The sequence below is a fragment of the Limnospira fusiformis SAG 85.79 genome, assembly GCF_012516315.1.
Classification (GTDB): Bacteria; Cyanobacteriota; Cyanobacteriia; order Cyanobacteriales; family Microcoleaceae; genus Limnospira; species Limnospira fusiformis.
This window is the reverse complement of the sequence record NZ_CP051185.1, coordinates 4,644,878-4,660,979: the sequence shown is the minus strand read 5'-3', so window position 1 is coordinate 4,660,979 and position 16,102 is coordinate 4,644,878. Positions and strand designations below refer to the sequence as shown.

Sequence of the window (16,102 nt, the reverse complement as noted above, 5' to 3'; positions counted from 1 at the left end):
GCTCTCAGTTTCCCTTAGTCTCCGGCTCATATTAGGATAGATACTTCCGGTTAGGGATTGAGAGTGAACTACCTTTTAATTTAGGATATTTTGTCACCAATTTTACACCTAGTTAATCAAACAAAACATTATTAATTTTTGCGAATTTTTGTAAATCAATATGGCGTTTTTTAAGGTTAATGTAAGATTTGCTCTCAGACAGAATACCCCCCCATAAAGCACTAAGGGGGGGTGAGGGGTTAGAGCAACTAACTGGATAAACCCATCATGTCGCTGTTATCGTGACCGGGGGCTACCATCGGGTAACAGTCCTCATCACGGGTAACCCGAACATCTAGGATCATCGGACCCTTGTGAGATAGAGCTTTAGCGATCGCCTTTGGTAAATCTTCCCGTTGGCGGACTGTCATAGCCTCAATGCCATAAACATCAGCTAACCGGGCAAATTCTGGGGTTCCATCTTCCAGGTTAGTAGCCTCATAGCGGTCATTATAAAACATATGTTGCCACTGGCGCACCATTCCCAACCAGCCATTATTGAGAATAATCACCTTAACCCCAATACCATACTGAGCAATAGTTCCCAATTCTTGCATATTCATTTGGAAACTACCATCACCGCTAATACAGATAACCGTATCATGAGGATGAGCCACCTTAACCCCCACAGCAGCAGGTAAACCGTAACCCATAGTCCCTAAACCGCCGCTAGTCATCCAACGTCGGGGGCCATTTTTGACGAATTGCGCCGCCCACATTTGATGCTGACCCACATCAGTAGTATAGAAAGCATCAGGACATTGATGGCTAAGTTCCACAATCACCTCTTGAGGAGAGATACCATCTTCCGGGTGAGGAACCGTCAGGGGGTATTGGTTACGCAATTGATTAAGGTGCGAGTGCCATTCCTGGGTTTGTTCCGGCTTAATTTCCGTTCCCAACTGATAGCTACGTTGTAGCATATCCCCCAAAACCTGTCGCACATCTCCCACAATAGGAACATCAGTAGTGCGATTTTTGCCCACTTCCGCCGGGTCAATATCAATATGAATCACCTTAGCGCTATGGGCGAATTGATCTCCAGTACCCGCCACCCGGTCATCAAAGCGAACCCCCACCGCGATCAGCAAATCACATTCACTCACCGCAAAATTAGCATAGGCGGTTCCGTGCATTCCCAGCATTCCCAGAGATAGGGGGTGATTTTCATCAAAAGCACCTTTTCCCATCAAAGTGCTAGTAACTGGTATTTGGAAGCGTTCCGACAATTCGGCGATTTCAGCATGAGCCCCCGCCATAATTGCACCTCCCCCCACATATAGGAGGGGTTTAGTAGCTTCGGAAATCAACTGTAAAGCCTGATTAATTTGTCGAGGATTTCCCCGCACCGTGGGACGATATCCCACCCGTCGCACTGACCCTGGTTCTACCGGAATATAATCAATTTGAGCATTACCCACATCTTTGGGAATGTCAATTAACACAGGTCCCGGTCTGCCACTACTGGCTAGGTGAAATGCCTCAGCCACAATTCTCGGTAATTCCGAAGGTTCGCGGACTAGATAGGAATGTTTAACAATGGGTAGGGTAATCCCAAAAATATCAATTTCCTGAAACGCATCTGTTCCCAAGGCGCTGCGGGGGACTTGTCCGGTAATGGCTAACACCGGGACAGAATCGAGATAAGCAGTGGCTAGACCTGTCACTAAATTGGTGGCTCCCGGTCCAGAAGTGGCTAGACATACCCCCACCTTTCCGGTACTCCGGGCATATCCATCGGCAGCGTGGGCCGCTCCTTGTTCGTGCCGCACCAGATAATGTTTGATTTCCCCGGCTTGTTCGGCTCTATATATTTCGTCGTAAATGGGTAAGTTTGAACCTCCTGGATAGCCAAAAATATGCTGCACACCGTGGCGGCGCAGGCTATCAATCAGGGCAAAGGCTCCTGTTACTCTTTTTACGGCTTGTTTTTGGTCCTGCATAACATTCTCCATCTCTGATGCCTAGGATAAATTATGGTTGGGATTACCTGAGCAATTGTCATCAATTTTTTATATTTGTGACAATTTCTGATTAATACTCTTGCCATTATTGCCATTTTATGCTATGCCAATAATGCCATCCCTAGCTGATTATCACTGCTATTTTACAGTGAGGATTCCGCTAATATAACTGAATTGGATGGGGTTTGCTGTTGCAACATTAAGCCATATTCTAAACCTTCTACGACGGCTTGATAGGATGCGTCTAGGATGTTAGTAGAGACTCCTACGGTAGTCCAACGCTGATGACCATTACTAGACTCTACCAATACACGAGTTTTGGCAGAAGTTCCGGCTTTACCATCTAAAATCCGCACTTTATAATCGCGCAGTTGAAATTCGGCTATTTCTGGGTAGAAATTTTGCAGGGCTTTCCGCAAGGCTGCGTCTAAGGCGGAGACGGGTCCGTTACCTTCGGCTACTTCTAAAAGTTCGCGATCGCTTACAATTACCTTAACCGTAGCTAGGGAGTTACAGGTCGCCATACTTGACTTGTCACAATGCACTTGAAAACCGCGAATTTCAAACCACTGTTTCCGAGTCCCCAAAGCTGACCGCATCAATAACTCAAAACTCGCCTCCGCCGCCTCAAATTGATAACCTTGATTTTCCAATTCTTTCAACTGTTGCAAAAGTTGCCTACTGGTTGGATTATCCCGTTCTAGGTTAATACCATAGTTCCGCGCTTTCGCCAAAACATTGCTTAATCCCGACTGGTCAGAAATCACGATTCGCCGTTTATTTCCCACCTCTTCCGGGGCGATATGTTCGTAGGTTAACGGGTTGCGTTCCACTGCCGAAACATGAATCCCCCCCTTATGGGCAAAAGCTGATAATCCCACAAACGGGGCATGGTCATCTGGAGCTAGATTCACCACCTCACTAATAAATCTACTAGACTCCGACAGTTTACTTAATTGTTCATTGGCGATGCAAGAATAGCCTAATTTTAACTGTAAATTAGGTATCAAAGTACACAAATCGGCATTGCCGCACCGTTCCCCATAACCGTTAATGGTCCCTTGAATCATGGTAGCGCCTTCCATGACTGCTGCTAAAGCATTAGCAACGGCGGTTCCTGAGTCGTTGTGGGTGTGAATGCCTACCTGTACTGAGGTTTCACCCCAATTGGCTAGGGCTGTAACTACGGTTTTGGCGATCGCTGTTACCTCGTGGGGCAGTGTACCACCATTAGTATCACATAGCACTAACCATTCTGCCCCCCCGGCTACAGCCGCTTTTAGGGTTTCTAGGGCATATTCTGGGTTGTTTTTATAGCCATCAAACCAATGTTCAGCATCATAAATTACCCGCCTCCCTTGGCTGCGGAAAAACTCGATTGTATCTTGGATCATTGCCAGGTTTTCCTCTAGGCTGGTTTTGAGGCTTTCCGTAACGTGGAGATCCCAAGATTTGCCAAAGGTAGTAATCCAGATGGTTCCGGCTGATAAAATCGGTTTGAGGCTAGGATCTTCTGCTGCTTTGGTATGGGGGCGGCGGGTCGAACAAAAAGCCACTATTTCCGCTTGGCTGAGGGGTTCTTCCTTCAGTCGCCAAAACAATTGCACATCTTTCGGGTTAGCACCTGGCCAACCACCTTCAATAAACGGAATACCTAGTTGGTCTAGTTTCCGCGCTATCTGGAGTTTATCTTCTAGGGAGAGAGAGAGTCCTTCGCGCTGGGCTCCGTCTCGTAGGGTTGTATCATAAATCCAAAGTTGCTTACTCATAGTCTGTCTTTGGTAGTTGGTGCTGTTTTCAACCATGCGGTGGTATTTTATGCGATCGCTCTTTCCCTCCGCTCTCTAGTATGTCCCCAATTTACCCCATTGGTCTAATATCTAATCTTATTTTCACATTTGATCACCCCGTCGGTCCTTGGACTGTCCCCCTCCTCCTCGTAACCACTAACCCAGTTACAGCCTGTTCAGAAATCATCTGATCACATCTCAAAGTCCCTCTCCCAGAGAGGGAGAGGGATTTAGGGTGAGGGCAATGTATTAAGCGACTGGTGAACAAGCTGTAGTCGCCATTACCCCGAAAAATTACAGCTTTCCCGTAGCGTCAGAACCCGACTAGATCAATCTACTACCGGATAATTATACCCTGACGCACCACTTAATTAATACAATTTTAGTTAATATCAATTTATTTTTACCGTGTTGCCACCATCAGCAAAACCCACCACAGTTCAACTCTCAATTATCGCTCCCTGCTACAACGAAGAACCTAACCTCGATTACTTATTATCTAGGTTGCTGGCTGTGATTGAACCTTTGCAGATTACCTATGAAATTATCTGTGTTAATGATGGCAGTCAGGATGATACTCTCGCCAAACTCATTAAACATCACCATTCCAATCATAACATTAAAGTGATTAACCTGTCAAGGAATTTTGGCAAAGAAATCGCTTTAACGGCGGGTTTAGATCATGCTAAAGGTGAAGCGGTCATTCCTATTGATGCTGACCTACAGGACCCACCGGAATTAATTGTAGAAATGCTGGAAAAGTGGCGAGAAGGTTATGATGTAGTTTACGCCAAAAGGCGATCGCGACAGGGAGAAACCTGGCTTAAACAGATAACCGCCAATGGTTTTTATCGAATTATGCAAAAGATGACTCCGGTTCGCATTCCCCAAGATACTGGAGATTTTCGACTGATGGATCGTCAGGTAGTGGCAGCCTTAAAACAAATCCCCGAAACTCATCGATTTATGAAAGGTTTATTTGCGTGGGTAGGGTTTAAACAAACCGCCCTAGAATATGACCGCTTACCGAGATATAAAGGTCGGACAAAATGGAACTATTGGCAATTGTGGAATTTGGCGATCGAAGGGATTACCTCTTTTAGCGCCCTCCCCCTAAAAGTCTGGAGTTACATGGGATTATTTATCTCATTGGCGGCTTTTCTTTACGCCCTATTTTTAATCATCAGAACTTTGATTTTTGGCATTGATGTTCCCGGTTACGCTTCCTTAATGGTAGCCATTCTATTTATGGGAGGAGTCCAACTTATTAGTTTAGGCGTAATTGGCGAATACTTAGGCAGAATTTATGCGGAAGTCAAAAGAAGACCTCTCTATCTAATTCGAGATACCTATGGCATTGTTGATCATGAATAAAGGTTGGTTAAATTCCATCTGGGAGAGGGTGGGGATAATGGAATCCCCAAAAAAAGCTGCCCAAACCAAGGCAGCTTGTGAATTACTTGAGGTTATAATGGATTCTTGCTAATTTAATCATCTAACATGGTCGGAAGTGGGGCATCATGCGATCGCATGACCTGATCGGGTGATATTTAATAACTGACTGATCCTAACAGCCACTTATTTCTCGCCCAACGATCCAAACGCTTACGCAGTGACAAATCAGCAGTTTTAGTTATGGGTAATCCTAACTGCTGCTGAAACTTACCCACATATTCCTCAGTCCGATGATCATAAATCTCGCTGTAAGGAATCAGAGGACGAGGTTGGAAGATTAAGTTTAAGTTGTGCTGAAGATTCCGAACAATTTTCGCTAAAATTTCCTGGGTTTCTGGGTTAGCTGTCCCGGTTTGAGGTATATCATAATCTCGCTGAAATGACGAAATATTAGCATATCCTAAGCCTTTAATTGTCTCGGCAAAATCTTTAGGTAAATAAATAGGCTTAACTGGATCTGGTTGGGGTCGATTTTCCCACCAATAGGCTGTATCCTCTAACTTATCGCGGACATAGGTATCAGCCACCCCAGTTACGGGTAAATCATACCTTTTCTGAAAATCCTTAACGGCGGCGGTAGTTTTCGGACCATAAAACTGATTTCCGGGTAAGGGAGGATTCGGCCGCACTACAATATTAAGATGATTATGCAGACTACTGACAATGGCAGCCATCTCGGCTTGGGTCTTGTCTCCGACAATTCCATCAACAACCAAATTGCGATCGTGTTGGAAGGCGCGAATGCCTTGTTGAGCGATCGCATCTGTGGGAGAATCATTATTGACTGGGACACCATAGCCCAAGCCATAAAGAACAAAACGTAGTTCTCGGTTCGTATAGTTGCGCCAATCTACCATTGGTCTAGCCTCACGGTTTGTATAATATGATTCAGTTTAAACCCTCAGCAATACAGGCGATCGCGATCGGGTGACTGAAACCCTGGAAGTCTTCTGCAAACTTCCACCGACCGCCCCCGGAATATTTCTGCCTTTTTGTTGCTATACTGCTACCCAAATTACCATGAAAGCACTATTTCCCTTCACGACCAACCTCATTCTCGCAGTGGCGATCGCCGCCGTTGCTATATTATCGGTCCAAAATGCCACCCCGGTTTCCCTACAGTTTATGATATTCGAGTCAATTAACATACCTGTAGGGGTAGTTTTGGCCTTCAGCTTGGCGATCGGCTTAATTGCTGGTGCGATCGGTATATTTATCTATCATCAAAGGTAAACTCTCCAAATTTCCCAATTGTCATATTTAGGTCATCTTTCTTTAATAAGGTATATTTCAACCCCCAAGAAAGAAACAACCGAGATGGCTTTTAGCGAGTTATTCCCCCTTGATCACAACTTTATTCCTGGTGCGATGGTTTCTGGGACTGTCGGTAGCCTAATTGATAACGGCGATGACTTTCTATTCTATCCTATCAACGGTTCAGAAGTCATTGTTGATGTCTCCCCTCTCCCCGCATGGCAACTTGGTTTAATGCCTGGAGAAATCATCACTCTCCAAGTAGGAGAATGGAATGGTCGCGAAATCGACACTAACAATATTATCCGTCCTGATGGGTCTACGGTGTTAGGTTTATCTAACATTCCCCCCATGACTGTACCACCTAATATAGACCCTTTAACAGGTGTCGGATTAACTACTCTCTCAGGTACAGTAATTAGCCAAACTGAACCGGATAGCTTTTTCTTCCAAAGTGATATCGGACTGATTTTGGTAGATGCTATTCCTCAAGGGGAAGGAATAGTAAGTGTAATTCCGGGAGAAATATTAACCATTGTTGGCAATTTTGATGACTATGATTTTGATGCTTACAGTTTGACCCGTCTGGACGGTTCGGCGGTTCTACCATTACAGCCAATGATGGCTTTTCCACCGGCTTCTATTCCTCCCGTAACTCCAGAATTTCTGACTCTCTCAGGTACAGTAATTAGCCAAACTGAACCGGATAGCTTTTTCTTCCAAAGTGATATCGGACCGATTTTAGTAGATGCTATTCCTCAAGGGGAAGGAATGGTAAGTGTAATTCCGGGAGAAATATTAACCATTGTTGGCAATTTTGATGACTATGATTTTGATGCTTACAGTTTGACCCGTCTGGACGGTTCGGCGGTTGTGCCATTACAGCCAATGATGGCTTTTCCACCGGCTTCTATTCCTCCCGTAAATCCAGAATTTCTGACTCTCTCAGGTACAGTAATTAGCCAAACTGAACCGGATAGCTTTTTCTTCCAAAGTGATATCGGACCGATTTTGGTAGATGCTATTCCTCAAGGGGAAGGAATGGTAAGTGTAATTCCGGGAGAAATATTAACCATTGTTGGCAATTTTGATGACTATGATTTTGATGCTTACAGTTTGACCCGTCTGGACGGTTCGGCGGTTCTACCATTACAGCCAATGATGGCTTTTCCACCGGCTTCTATTCCTCCCGTAACTCCGGTATTATCCAATCGTATTCAGATGGAAATTACTGATATTAATAATCCCGGATTTGCGCCAATTAATAACATTCCTAACCCCCCCTTAAATCCGGGTAATAGGACATCCCCAACAGTAGGCGATCGCGATTATGATTATGATCGGCCTGATTTTGACTATGACCACGGTAGATCTCGTCGTTTTAACTAATAGTTTCAGCCACTCTCATCTATAAACCAATCCCGGTTTTTCATTGAACACAAAAAACATTGATTTAATTAATTTAGGAGATCCTTCGATGAAACCTTCCTGGAAAATTGCGACCCTGTTATCCTTTGCTGCTATTATCGGTTTTGCTGAAGCTGGTCAAGCTGCGATAAATCCCCCATCACCAACCCTCGTAAATCGGATTGAGATAGACATTGAAGACCTACCCAATATCTTACCTAGGGAGGATGCTAATTTACTAGCAAATCGTTTTAATAATAGCGATCGCGATTTTAATTATGACAATGATCGAGGTCGGAATTCCCGCCGAGTTCGTCGTCCTAATGCTGGTCGTTTTAATGGTCAAACTCCCCGCCGTGTTAACCGTCCTAATGCTGGTCGTCGTCAAAGATAGTCACCACTTGATAAACATTGATAAATTTGTAAATTTAGGCTATACTTATGGTAATCATAAATTACCATCTCAATACTCAAATTTAACTCTTTAGGAGATGCTTCGATGAAACCTTCCTGGAAAATTGCGACCCTGTTATCCTTTGCCGCTATTATCGGTTTTGCTGAAGCTGGTCAAGCTGCGATAAATTCCCCATCATCAACCCTCGTAAATCGGATTCAGATAGACATTGAAGACCTACCGAATATCCTACTACCTGGGGAGGATGCTAATTTACTAGCTGATTCAGATCGGGATAATGATGTCGATTATGACTATGATAATGATAGGGGTAGTGCTTCCCGTAACCGTCGTCGCAGATGGTCTTAACTAAATAATCAGCCTTTAACTGTTGTCAATGGCGGCTATACTTAGGGGGATTAATCGTCCCCCATAAGGTTAGTAAAATCTCGTTTTCTATCTATCAATGCAGACCTTAACCGAATTATTACACCCTTTACCAATTAGCGAATTTTTCGATAAATATTGGACTGAAAAATCTGTGCTAATTCCGGGTGCTAATCATCAAAAATTTGCCGATTTGTTTTCCTGGCAAAAACTCAATAATTTACTCAACTATTATCCCTTAAAACACCCAGAAATTAGATTAGCTAAAACTGGGGAAACTTTGCCAGAAATTACCAACAATGAACAGATAATTAAACAATGTCAGGAAGGTGCTACTCTCATTATAGATCGACTTCATGAAAAAATAGAAGCGATCGCCAAAATGGTAGCCTTATTACGCATAGAAATCGGACATCGTAGCCAAGTCAATAGTTATTGTTCATTTCCCGGACATCAAGGCTTTGCTTGTCATTACGACTCCCACGAAGTTTTCATCCTGCAAATTTCCGGTAGAAAACACTGGCGAGTTTTTTCAGATACCTTTATTTATCCCCTGAGTGAAAATCGATCTTCCCAGTTTTCTCCCCCTGATACTCAACCCTATATAGACGCAATTATTAACCCTGGCGATCTGCTTTATATACCCCGTGGACATTGGCATTATGCGATCGCAATTGATGAACCTTCTTTGCATTTAACCCTAGGAATTGACTGTCAAACTGGTATTGATTTTAGTGATTGGTTAACCAGTCAATTGCAACAACATCCACAATGGCGCAAAAATTTACCTTTATTAAATAAATCCCATCGAGAAAACTGTCGCCAACATCTACAAAACCTAGTCCAAAACTGGCTAGAGATATTAGAGTCAGAGGATTTAATTAATCGCTATTTAGATGAACAACTTTTACAAGGACAACCCGACTTACAATTAGGCTTTCCCAGTCAAATTGGCTATGATATCTTCCCCCAAGGTCAGGAAACTAAATTCTATCGTCCTCAACAACCCGTCTATATTACGCAATTAACTCCCACGGGTAAATTTGAAATTAAAACTGGGGGTAAGAAAATATCTCTGACCGGACTTGACCAACATATATTAGAGAAAATTTTTACATCCACAGAATTTAGTGGCTTAGACATACAACAATGGTTACAAGATTTTGACTGGGATACAGAAATTGTTCCCCTACTGTCGCGTTTGGTTAAAGCTGGAATTTTGCTGGTTATCTCCCATCCATAAACGGCGTTTATTAATCACTGCTTTTGGCTTGAAAAACCATTATATATGCCGGCACATTTTCCCATGATAATATAATAGAGCAAGTCGGCTAGTTTGTCAAGAGGAAATCATCGGAAATTTGGGGAGGATAAACGTGATCAATTTCGGCGACCAACCAAGAACCAAAAGTTGCCAAAAAATCGACAATTTCCTGGGGTGAATCAAGGGGATTAATTGACCAATTTAAGGCTTGATACATGAGTGTTTTTTGTGCGGGATAATATTCGGAAAAAATCTGATAACAAGGATATAAATCACGGGTATAACATTGATGACGTTCCATGACAATTTCTAAGCCAGACCGGAGGATCCTTTTCATAATCCACTGACCGAGTTTATGAACATAAGCAGTTTGTTCATTAGGTGGCTTTTGAGGGGTTGTATATAATAGGTCAAAACTGACTTCCTGGATATCTTCGGACAAATCAAAAGCATGACTAACCGCATCGATATCAGGCTTAAACTTTGGCAATTCTGGGGAGATATCTTGTCCGTAAACACAGGCGGCTTGAGTGACAATTAGCATTCGCAAACCCCCATAACCATAATCATCAAAATCCCGTAAGCGATCGCCTGAAATAGGTGACAATTCGACTCCCTTACAGAAGGGATATTTTGGTCTAACGTGCTGATTAAAACCATCAAACCAATGGCGATCGCAGTCTTGATAATTCCCGGAAACCACGGCGAAACTATCAACATCAGAAATGAAGGGAATAGCTTGTCCTACAGCGACAGACCCGCGAATATAAATGTTATGAACTTGGTCAGACCAATGATTAAGATAAGCTGTGACAATTTCATCAACTAGCGATCGCCAAGGTTCCACAATTTTGTCAATATTAGCTTTCCGAATAATAAAGCCTTGTTCATCAACTCCCAAAACCGAGCCAATTTTAGCAATTTTAGCCATAGTTCAATCATCCCGTAGGTATAGTTAATATTATCACCCAAGTTAATCATAACTGTAATGCTGATCACCAATTAGCCGCTGTCATTTTTTGGTCATATTTGCAGTTTACTATGTAGGGTAATGGAGTTAACCACCATTAAATTTTATGAAACCAACCATTACAGCCTTACTAACTTCTGCACTGTTAACCATAGGGGTTCCAGCCGTGAATGCACAAGTTTCTATTCAAGATTTGCAGCGTCATTCAGGAGTGACTATATCTGGTACAATTCGCAGTGTTGTAGGTAATGACTTTATCTTAGACGACGGAACTGGACAAATTATTGTTGATGCTGGACCCATGCGCCATCATCAACTGAATTTACAACCCGGAGAACAGGTCACAGTCACAGGTAAATATGATGACTATGACTTTGATGCTTTCACTATTACTCGCAGTAATGGCGAAGTGATTTTTATTCGCGATCCACAGGGTCCCCCACCTTGGTCAGGTGGTTACAGAAGACGGAATTCTGCTTCCCAAAGCTCTCGATAACAACAGTTCATAAGCATTAATTACCGTGAATTCCTGTCCTCTCCCTCACCGGGAGGGGACGGCTTGACATGGCTGCCAAAATTTAGCTATTAATATAATAACTATATATGGTCTATTTTGGTATAAGTAAAAATGCGGATTTTATTGGTAGAAGACGATCCAGAACAACGGGAGCCAATTCATGCAGCTTTAACTCGTTATGGACATATTGTTGATGGGGTAGAAGATGGCACAACCGCCTTGTGGTTAATGAATGAAACCGAGTATGATCTGTTGATTTTAGATTGGATGTTACCGGGAGAAGATGGTATTATTTTATGTAAAAATTATCGCCAAATGGGGAAAACATCACCAGTGTTAATGCTGACAGCTAAAGATACGACGGCTGATAAAGTTATGGGACTAGACGCTGGCGCAGATGATTATTTAGTTAAACCAGTAGACCTACAAGAATTGTTAGCTAGAATTAGAGCTTTAAGAAGGCGATCGCCTCTTTGGGTGGGGGATATATTAGCAGTCAAAGGATTATCATTAAATCTCGATACTATGATTTTAACATGGGGGAATGATAGCTTAAAGCTGAAAAGTCGCGACTTTCAACTCTTAGAATATATGATGCGTCACCCCCACCAAGTTCTCACTCATAATCAAATAGAACAAGCACTCTGGGAATGGGGAGAAGAACCGGAAAGCAATGCGGTAGTAGCGAGAGTTAAACGACTGCGTAAAACCCTGAAAGCCATAGAAATTGACAGTTGGATTGAAACGGTTTATGGTATGGGTTATCGTCTCGAGCCTCGGACAGATTAAAGATTAAATAATATATATCTATGGTTAAGCTAATTACCAAACTCCAAAAACGTTGGCTATCTCTACCGATTAAATGGCGGGGTACAGCAATTATTGCGATTCCCGTGAGTTGTTTATTGATAGTATTGTTAGCCTTTTCTTGGTTGAAATTTCACATAATTGAAGACGAGGCTTGGGTACAACATACCCAGAATGTTAGATTAGAAACTAAACAACTTTTAAACGCTTTACTTGATGCGGAAACGGGGGTGAGGGGATATGGACTGACTCAACGAGATGAGTTTTTAGAGCGTTATCATCATGCTAAAAGTAGAATTCCTCGAGTTTTAGACACTTTACAAGATTTGGTACAAGACAATGCTGAACAATCAGAATACTTGGAAGATGTCAGGTTTTATATTGATGAAAATATCGCTAATTTTGAAAAAAAAATAATCCTCCAACAAGAATTAATTAGGATTCGCGGACAAAATGATACTTTAGTACCCATCGAGTCTTTATATGATTGGCTGGCTAAAGGTCAAGAAACGATGAATCAAGCACGTCAAGCTATTGATATCTTTGCCGAAAATGAAGAAAAGCTACTAATTGAACGCATCCAACATCGAGATGAGTATCGACAATTAACCTGGATTTTCTTATGTTTTTCTGGGGTAATTAGTGCGATCGCTACTATGTTTACTATTCATCTTTTCTCTAACTTAGAACAAGAATTATCCCAGAGACAAATTAACTTGAAAGTCACCAATCAACGTTTGGAAAATGTTTGTGACCAACTGCAAAGATTTACCGCTAATGCTTCCCATGAATTAAGAGCGCCTTTAGCGGCTGTATTAAGTAATGCTCAGGTGGCTTTACTAGAATTAGATGATGTGGATGAAATCCCCCCATCGTTACATCGAAGACTGGAAAACATCGTCAAAACTACTAAACAGATGAGTTCCTTGGTCAGTGATTTATTATTTCTCGCCAGACATGAAGGCTTACTAGCACCTGAGTCTATACAAAAAGTCAATGTCAATCAACTGCTATTGGCGATCGCCTCGGAGTGGATAACTCCCCTCAAAAGTCAATCATTAGAATTAATAACTAACCTACCATTAACCCCCGTTTGGGTATTAGCCGATCGCAGTTTATTAAAACAAGTGATCACCAACCTTCTCAGCAACGCTAGTCGCTACACTCCCCCCGGAGGAATTATTAAAATTAACTTGCACAACTCGGAAAAATATGCTATATTCGAGGTGGAAGACTCTGGAATTGGCATTGCGGCTGAAGCATTGCCTCATGTGTTTGAGCGATTTTATCGAGCGGATTTAAAGCGTTCTAAAGCCTCCGGTGGTTGGGGATTAGGATTAGCGATCGCCCAACAAATTGTCGAGGCTCATGGGGGCGAAATTAGCGTAGTTAGTACCCTAAATGAAGGTACTAAATTTACGATAAAATTGCCCCGGATCCACTAATTGAGTAACTCCTAAGACTTCAAGCCGGGTAAACCCCAACTCTGAACCACCTTAGCGATCGCATCCCTGGTCGCTTCCGCCCCAATACCCCAAGCCATGAGAGTAAAATAGTCCCGAGAACGGTTAGCGCCAAAAGTCGAATTTGCCACATATAACTCAGTAAAACCGGCTACGGCTAATAGCACCACCGCCAACAGATAACTCCTCCAAACAAAGGCTCTAATCCGCAAATTAGCCGAGGCTGCTTGTTCACTCCAAGAAGCGTTGTAATGAGTAGCCGGAGGGAGAGCCACTAAAGACAAACCGGACATAAATCCTAATCCTTTAGAAACCAAATCCGACTCAGCCAGACTTTGTTCATCTACCTGAACCTTTAGCTGTTCTAACTGACGACCGACAGTTTCATCTTTTTGTAACTCCATGGGGGTTAAACGGTCAACCTGGCGATCGAGTTGGCGAATAATTGCAGCCAGAGGCTTTTGGTCATCATCAGTTTCAACGGGGAGGCGTTTTTGTAGTTCCTCAATATCCTTTTTTAAAGGAACATAACTGTTAATTTGTTTGGCGATCGCCTCCAACTCCTCGCGCAATTGAGGCGGACCTTCCAACTCTGGCGCAGTGTTCAGAGCATCATCCAAATCCCAGCTTACCATCCGCACAAAGGTAGTGGTAGCATCATAATCCTCTAACTTCTGCTTGAGGCGATCGCTATATTCAAACTGCGCCAACCAATCAGACCTTCCCATCACCCAACGTCGCCAAGTTCCCTCAGCGCGATCAATAATCAGCGCCGCCTCTTCCCAGCGTTCCCCCTGAAGTTCCATCTTCACTTCAACTAAATAAGCATTGATGCGACCCTTAAACGCCTTAGCCTTCTCAAGATCTGGGTCTTCCTCCATCTGAGCATAAACCTGTCCTACCCGCATCAAAATCTGATCTCTCGGTCGTCCTTGGTCGCGATAAGCAGAGATGCGAATTCCTAATACTGTCCAAAATACCAGCACTACCAGCGGACAAAACCAATGATCCTTAACCCTTAACGTCACCGGAATCGCCAGTTGTCCCCCAGAGTAACTTAGGCGCACAGTTCCCACAAATTCACCACTATCAGTCGCCTGGCGTAAATTAAACACCACGGGTACAATCACCTCATTCGCCTTACCCAGAATTGGCTGTATTTCTCCGGCGGCGATGGCTGCCCCAGGAAACACCGATACCCCATTAGTTCCATTCAGGTCAAACGGAAGCACCTGTAAATCTCTGACGGCGCTATCGGTTCTAATATAAAGCTGGCGGACTTGTTTGGTGGTGCGATCGCCAGCAATGGTCAACTGCTCCGGTTCCACAGTCTGAGCGATCGCGACATTTCCCGTCAGCAAAGCCATGGCTGGAATTAGACAACTAGTCAAAACAGATTTAAACGACTTCATCCTAGATTACCCTCAAGCGTCCATAAATCAATATCCAGCTTTTCGATGAAACCTTCTGTATTTTCCCGGAATATTTTAATATGCTCCGTCGCCATGTGTTGTTCCCACAACAAACGACTTTCCCAATTCTCATAGAACAAAAATAAAGTCGGATCATCAATCGACCGATGTAAATCATAATTTAGACATCCACTTTCAGCTAAAGTCAGCGGAATTAGTTTCAGTAACTCCTGATGAACTGTCTCTTCTACTCCGGCTTTAGCTTTGATTCTCGCGACAACTGTTAATTGACTCATGGCCAGCGTTCCTTATAGTTAAGACTTACCCAAAGCTACCCACAAAGCCGCTTTGGTCTCTAAGATAGCTTGTACTAGGGGTGATAGTTAGCGCTCACCCGTCGCCAAGATCGGCGAACCTTAAATAGCATCCCCCCCCAGCAGAAGGTCGGCTGTTTTCCCCAAAGGCTTCGGGATACGCACCTCCCCTTCTATCATTCCCCAAAATGCGATCGTCATAGAGCCAGATCATAAATGTTAAAAATAGACTTGACGAAAGCACAGATATCACATACAATCAAGAATCGTGATCAAATTGTAGCATAACTGTTGGAGTAGGGATAGCTAACCTATAGGATCTGCCAAGCAGATACAACCTTATAGCGAGAACTTCTCATAAGACATCAATGGCTTTAAGCTACAGCAGCTTCGCCGAACTTGCCAAGCGCCAACAGTAAACTGGGTCAAACCTGATGCTAGTTTGACCCTGAGCAACAGAAACGGATACTGAGTAGATATCTGCTCAAGTCCTAGCGACATCGGGCCGCACTGGGGCTTATGCTTCAGTCTGGGAACAGCTTAAACAAGTTGATAGCCTGAAATACTTCCAGGCAACCAAGCACGTCTATCCTTGCTCCTGAGCCGGAAAGACGGTCGGTTTGCCTGCCCAAAATCGGGTTTAAATTATGATGCCACAAGCATCG

Annotated in this window: 16 protein-coding genes; 9 read left to right on the top strand and 7 right to left on the bottom strand. The window is 43.3% G+C overall.

Annotated features, from left to right (window positions below; translation table 11 throughout):
* Nucleotides 1-248 precede the first annotated feature (248 nt).
* Complete coding sequence (ilvB, locus tag HFV01_RS22075; RefSeq protein ID WP_006621362.1) at nt 249-1,982, bottom strand: biosynthetic-type acetolactate synthase large subunit; 1,734 nt, start codon at nt 1,980-1,982, stop codon at nt 249-251.
* Nucleotides 1,983-2,146: 164 nt separating this feature from the next.
* On the bottom strand, nt 2,147-3,772 hold the full coding sequence (gene cimA, locus HFV01_RS22070) for a citramalate synthase (RefSeq protein ID WP_035759840.1): 1,626 nt from the start codon (nt 3,770-3,772) through the stop codon (nt 2,147-2,149).
* A gap of 429 nt (nt 3,773-4,201) precedes the next feature.
* On the opposite strand from cimA, the gene HFV01_RS22065 reads away from it, so the two are divergent.
* Complete coding sequence (locus tag HFV01_RS22065) at nt 4,202-5,167, top strand: glycosyltransferase family 2 protein (RefSeq protein ID WP_006621359.1); 966 nt, start codon at nt 4,202-4,204, stop codon at nt 5,165-5,167.
* Between the two features lie 176 nt (nt 5,168-5,343).
* On the opposite strand, the gene HFV01_RS22060 is transcribed toward HFV01_RS22065, so the two are convergent.
* Nucleotides 5,344-6,105, bottom strand: coding sequence for a peptidoglycan-binding domain-containing protein (locus HFV01_RS22060; protein ID WP_006670086.1), 762 nt, complete (start codon nt 6,103-6,105; stop codon nt 5,344-5,346).
* A 70-nt stretch (nt 6,106-6,175) separates the two neighbouring features.
* Between HFV01_RS22060 and HFV01_RS22055 the strand changes: the two genes are divergently transcribed.
* The 5 genes from HFV01_RS22055 (at nt 6,176) to HFV01_RS22035 (ending at nt 9,933) form a co-directional block, all read left to right on the top strand.
* Nucleotides 6,176-6,481 carry a LapA family protein gene (locus tag HFV01_RS22055; protein WP_006621356.1) on the top strand — a complete coding sequence of 102 codons (306 nt, stop codon included), beginning with the start codon at nt 6,176-6,178 and terminating at the stop codon, nt 6,479-6,481.
* Nucleotides 6,482-6,565: 84 nt separating this feature from the next.
* Nucleotides 6,566-7,891 (top strand): hypothetical protein, encoded by a 1,326-nt coding sequence (locus HFV01_RS22050; protein ID WP_193520386.1) that lies wholly within the window; start codon nt 6,566-6,568, stop codon nt 7,889-7,891.
* A gap of 88 nt (nt 7,892-7,979) precedes the next feature.
* Complete coding sequence (locus HFV01_RS22045) at nt 7,980-8,303, top strand: hypothetical protein (RefSeq protein WP_006621354.1); 324 nt, start codon at nt 7,980-7,982, stop codon at nt 8,301-8,303.
* A gap of 105 nt (nt 8,304-8,408) precedes the next feature.
* Complete coding sequence (locus HFV01_RS22040; RefSeq protein WP_006621353.1) at nt 8,409-8,672, top strand: hypothetical protein; 264 nt, start codon at nt 8,409-8,411, stop codon at nt 8,670-8,672.
* Nucleotides 8,673-8,769: 97 nt separating this feature from the next.
* Complete coding sequence (locus tag HFV01_RS22035) at nt 8,770-9,933, top strand: cupin domain-containing protein (protein ID WP_006670083.1); 1,164 nt, start codon at nt 8,770-8,772, stop codon at nt 9,931-9,933.
* A gap of 88 nt (nt 9,934-10,021) precedes the next feature.
* On the opposite strand, the gene HFV01_RS22030 is transcribed toward HFV01_RS22035, so the two are convergent.
* Nucleotides 10,022-10,885: a hypothetical protein gene (locus HFV01_RS22030; RefSeq protein WP_006670082.1), complete on the bottom strand. Its 864-nt coding sequence runs from the start codon at nt 10,883-10,885 to the stop codon at nt 10,022-10,024.
* A gap of 145 nt (nt 10,886-11,030) precedes the next feature.
* Here HFV01_RS22030 and HFV01_RS22025 point away from each other — a divergent pair, with 145 nt between their 5' ends.
* The 3 genes from HFV01_RS22025 to HFV01_RS22015 all read left to right on the top strand — a co-directional run bounded on the left by HFV01_RS22025 (nt 11,031) and on the right by HFV01_RS22015 (nt 13,693).
* A complete protein-coding gene (locus HFV01_RS22025; RefSeq protein ID WP_006621350.1) occupies nt 11,031-11,420 on the top strand; it encodes a NirD/YgiW/YdeI family stress tolerance protein in 390 nt (129 codons plus the stop codon).
* 132 nt (nt 11,421-11,552) lie between these two features.
* Nucleotides 11,553-12,230, top strand: coding sequence for a two-component system response regulator RppA (gene rppA / locus HFV01_RS22020; RefSeq protein WP_006621349.1), 678 nt, complete (start codon nt 11,553-11,555; stop codon nt 12,228-12,230).
* A gap of 20 nt (nt 12,231-12,250) precedes the next feature.
* Nucleotides 12,251-13,693, top strand: a complete 1,443-nt coding sequence (locus HFV01_RS22015; RefSeq protein ID WP_008057359.1) for a sensor histidine kinase — start codon at nt 12,251-12,253, stop codon at nt 13,691-13,693.
* A gap of 11 nt (nt 13,694-13,704) precedes the next feature.
* Here HFV01_RS22015 and HFV01_RS22010 read toward each other — a convergent pair whose 3' ends face one another.
* The 3 genes from HFV01_RS22010 to HFV01_RS22000 form a co-directional block, all read right to left on the bottom strand.
* The gene (locus HFV01_RS22010; RefSeq protein WP_318285872.1) at nt 13,705-15,102 is read right to left on the bottom strand and encodes a hypothetical protein; all 1,398 of its coding nucleotides are present in this window, start codon (nt 15,100-15,102) and stop codon (nt 13,705-13,707) included.
* Between the two features lie 17 nt (nt 15,103-15,119).
* On the bottom strand, nt 15,120-15,419 hold the full coding sequence (locus HFV01_RS22005; RefSeq protein WP_006621346.1) for a putative quinol monooxygenase: 300 nt from the start codon (nt 15,417-15,419) through the stop codon (nt 15,120-15,122).
* A 94-nt stretch (nt 15,420-15,513) separates the two neighbouring features.
* The gene (locus tag HFV01_RS22000) at nt 15,514-15,651 is read right to left on the bottom strand and encodes a hypothetical protein (RefSeq protein ID WP_193520384.1); all 138 of its coding nucleotides are present in this window, start codon (nt 15,649-15,651) and stop codon (nt 15,514-15,516) included.
* Nucleotides 15,652-16,102: the final 451 nt, after the last annotated feature.

What these genes read in the sequence shown, in the direction of transcription:
- HFV01_RS22000 (WP_193520384.1), bottom strand. Translation starts at nt 15,651, where the DNA reads ATGATCTGGCTCTATGACGATCGCATTTTGGGGAATGATAGAAGGGGA.
- cimA (WP_035759840.1), bottom strand. Translation starts at nt 3,772, where the DNA reads ATGAGTAAGCAACTTTGGATTTATGATACAACCCTACGAGACGGAGCC.
- ilvB (WP_006621362.1), bottom strand. Translation starts at nt 1,982, where the DNA reads ATGCAGGACCAAAAACAAGCCGTAAAAAGAGTAACAGGAGCCTTTGCC.
- HFV01_RS22040 (WP_006621353.1), top strand. Translation starts at nt 8,409, where the DNA reads ATGAAACCTTCCTGGAAAATTGCGACCCTGTTATCCTTTGCCGCTATT.
- HFV01_RS22005 (WP_006621346.1), bottom strand. Translation starts at nt 15,419, where the DNA reads ATGAGTCAATTAACAGTTGTCGCGAGAATCAAAGCTAAAGCCGGAGTA.
- HFV01_RS22060 (WP_006670086.1), bottom strand. Translation starts at nt 6,105, where the DNA reads ATGGTAGATTGGCGCAACTATACGAACCGAGAACTACGTTTTGTTCTT.
- HFV01_RS22015 (WP_008057359.1), top strand. Translation starts at nt 12,251, where the DNA reads ATGGTTAAGCTAATTACCAAACTCCAAAAACGTTGGCTATCTCTACCG.
- HFV01_RS22025 (WP_006621350.1), top strand. Translation starts at nt 11,031, where the DNA reads ATGAAACCAACCATTACAGCCTTACTAACTTCTGCACTGTTAACCATA.
- rppA (WP_006621349.1), top strand. Translation starts at nt 11,553, where the DNA reads ATGCGGATTTTATTGGTAGAAGACGATCCAGAACAACGGGAGCCAATT.
- HFV01_RS22050 (WP_193520386.1), top strand. Translation starts at nt 6,566, where the DNA reads ATGGCTTTTAGCGAGTTATTCCCCCTTGATCACAACTTTATTCCTGGT.
- HFV01_RS22035 (WP_006670083.1), top strand. Translation starts at nt 8,770, where the DNA reads ATGCAGACCTTAACCGAATTATTACACCCTTTACCAATTAGCGAATTT.
- HFV01_RS22045 (WP_006621354.1), top strand. Translation starts at nt 7,980, where the DNA reads ATGAAACCTTCCTGGAAAATTGCGACCCTGTTATCCTTTGCTGCTATT.
- HFV01_RS22030 (WP_006670082.1), bottom strand. Translation starts at nt 10,885, where the DNA reads ATGGCTAAAATTGCTAAAATTGGCTCGGTTTTGGGAGTTGATGAACAA.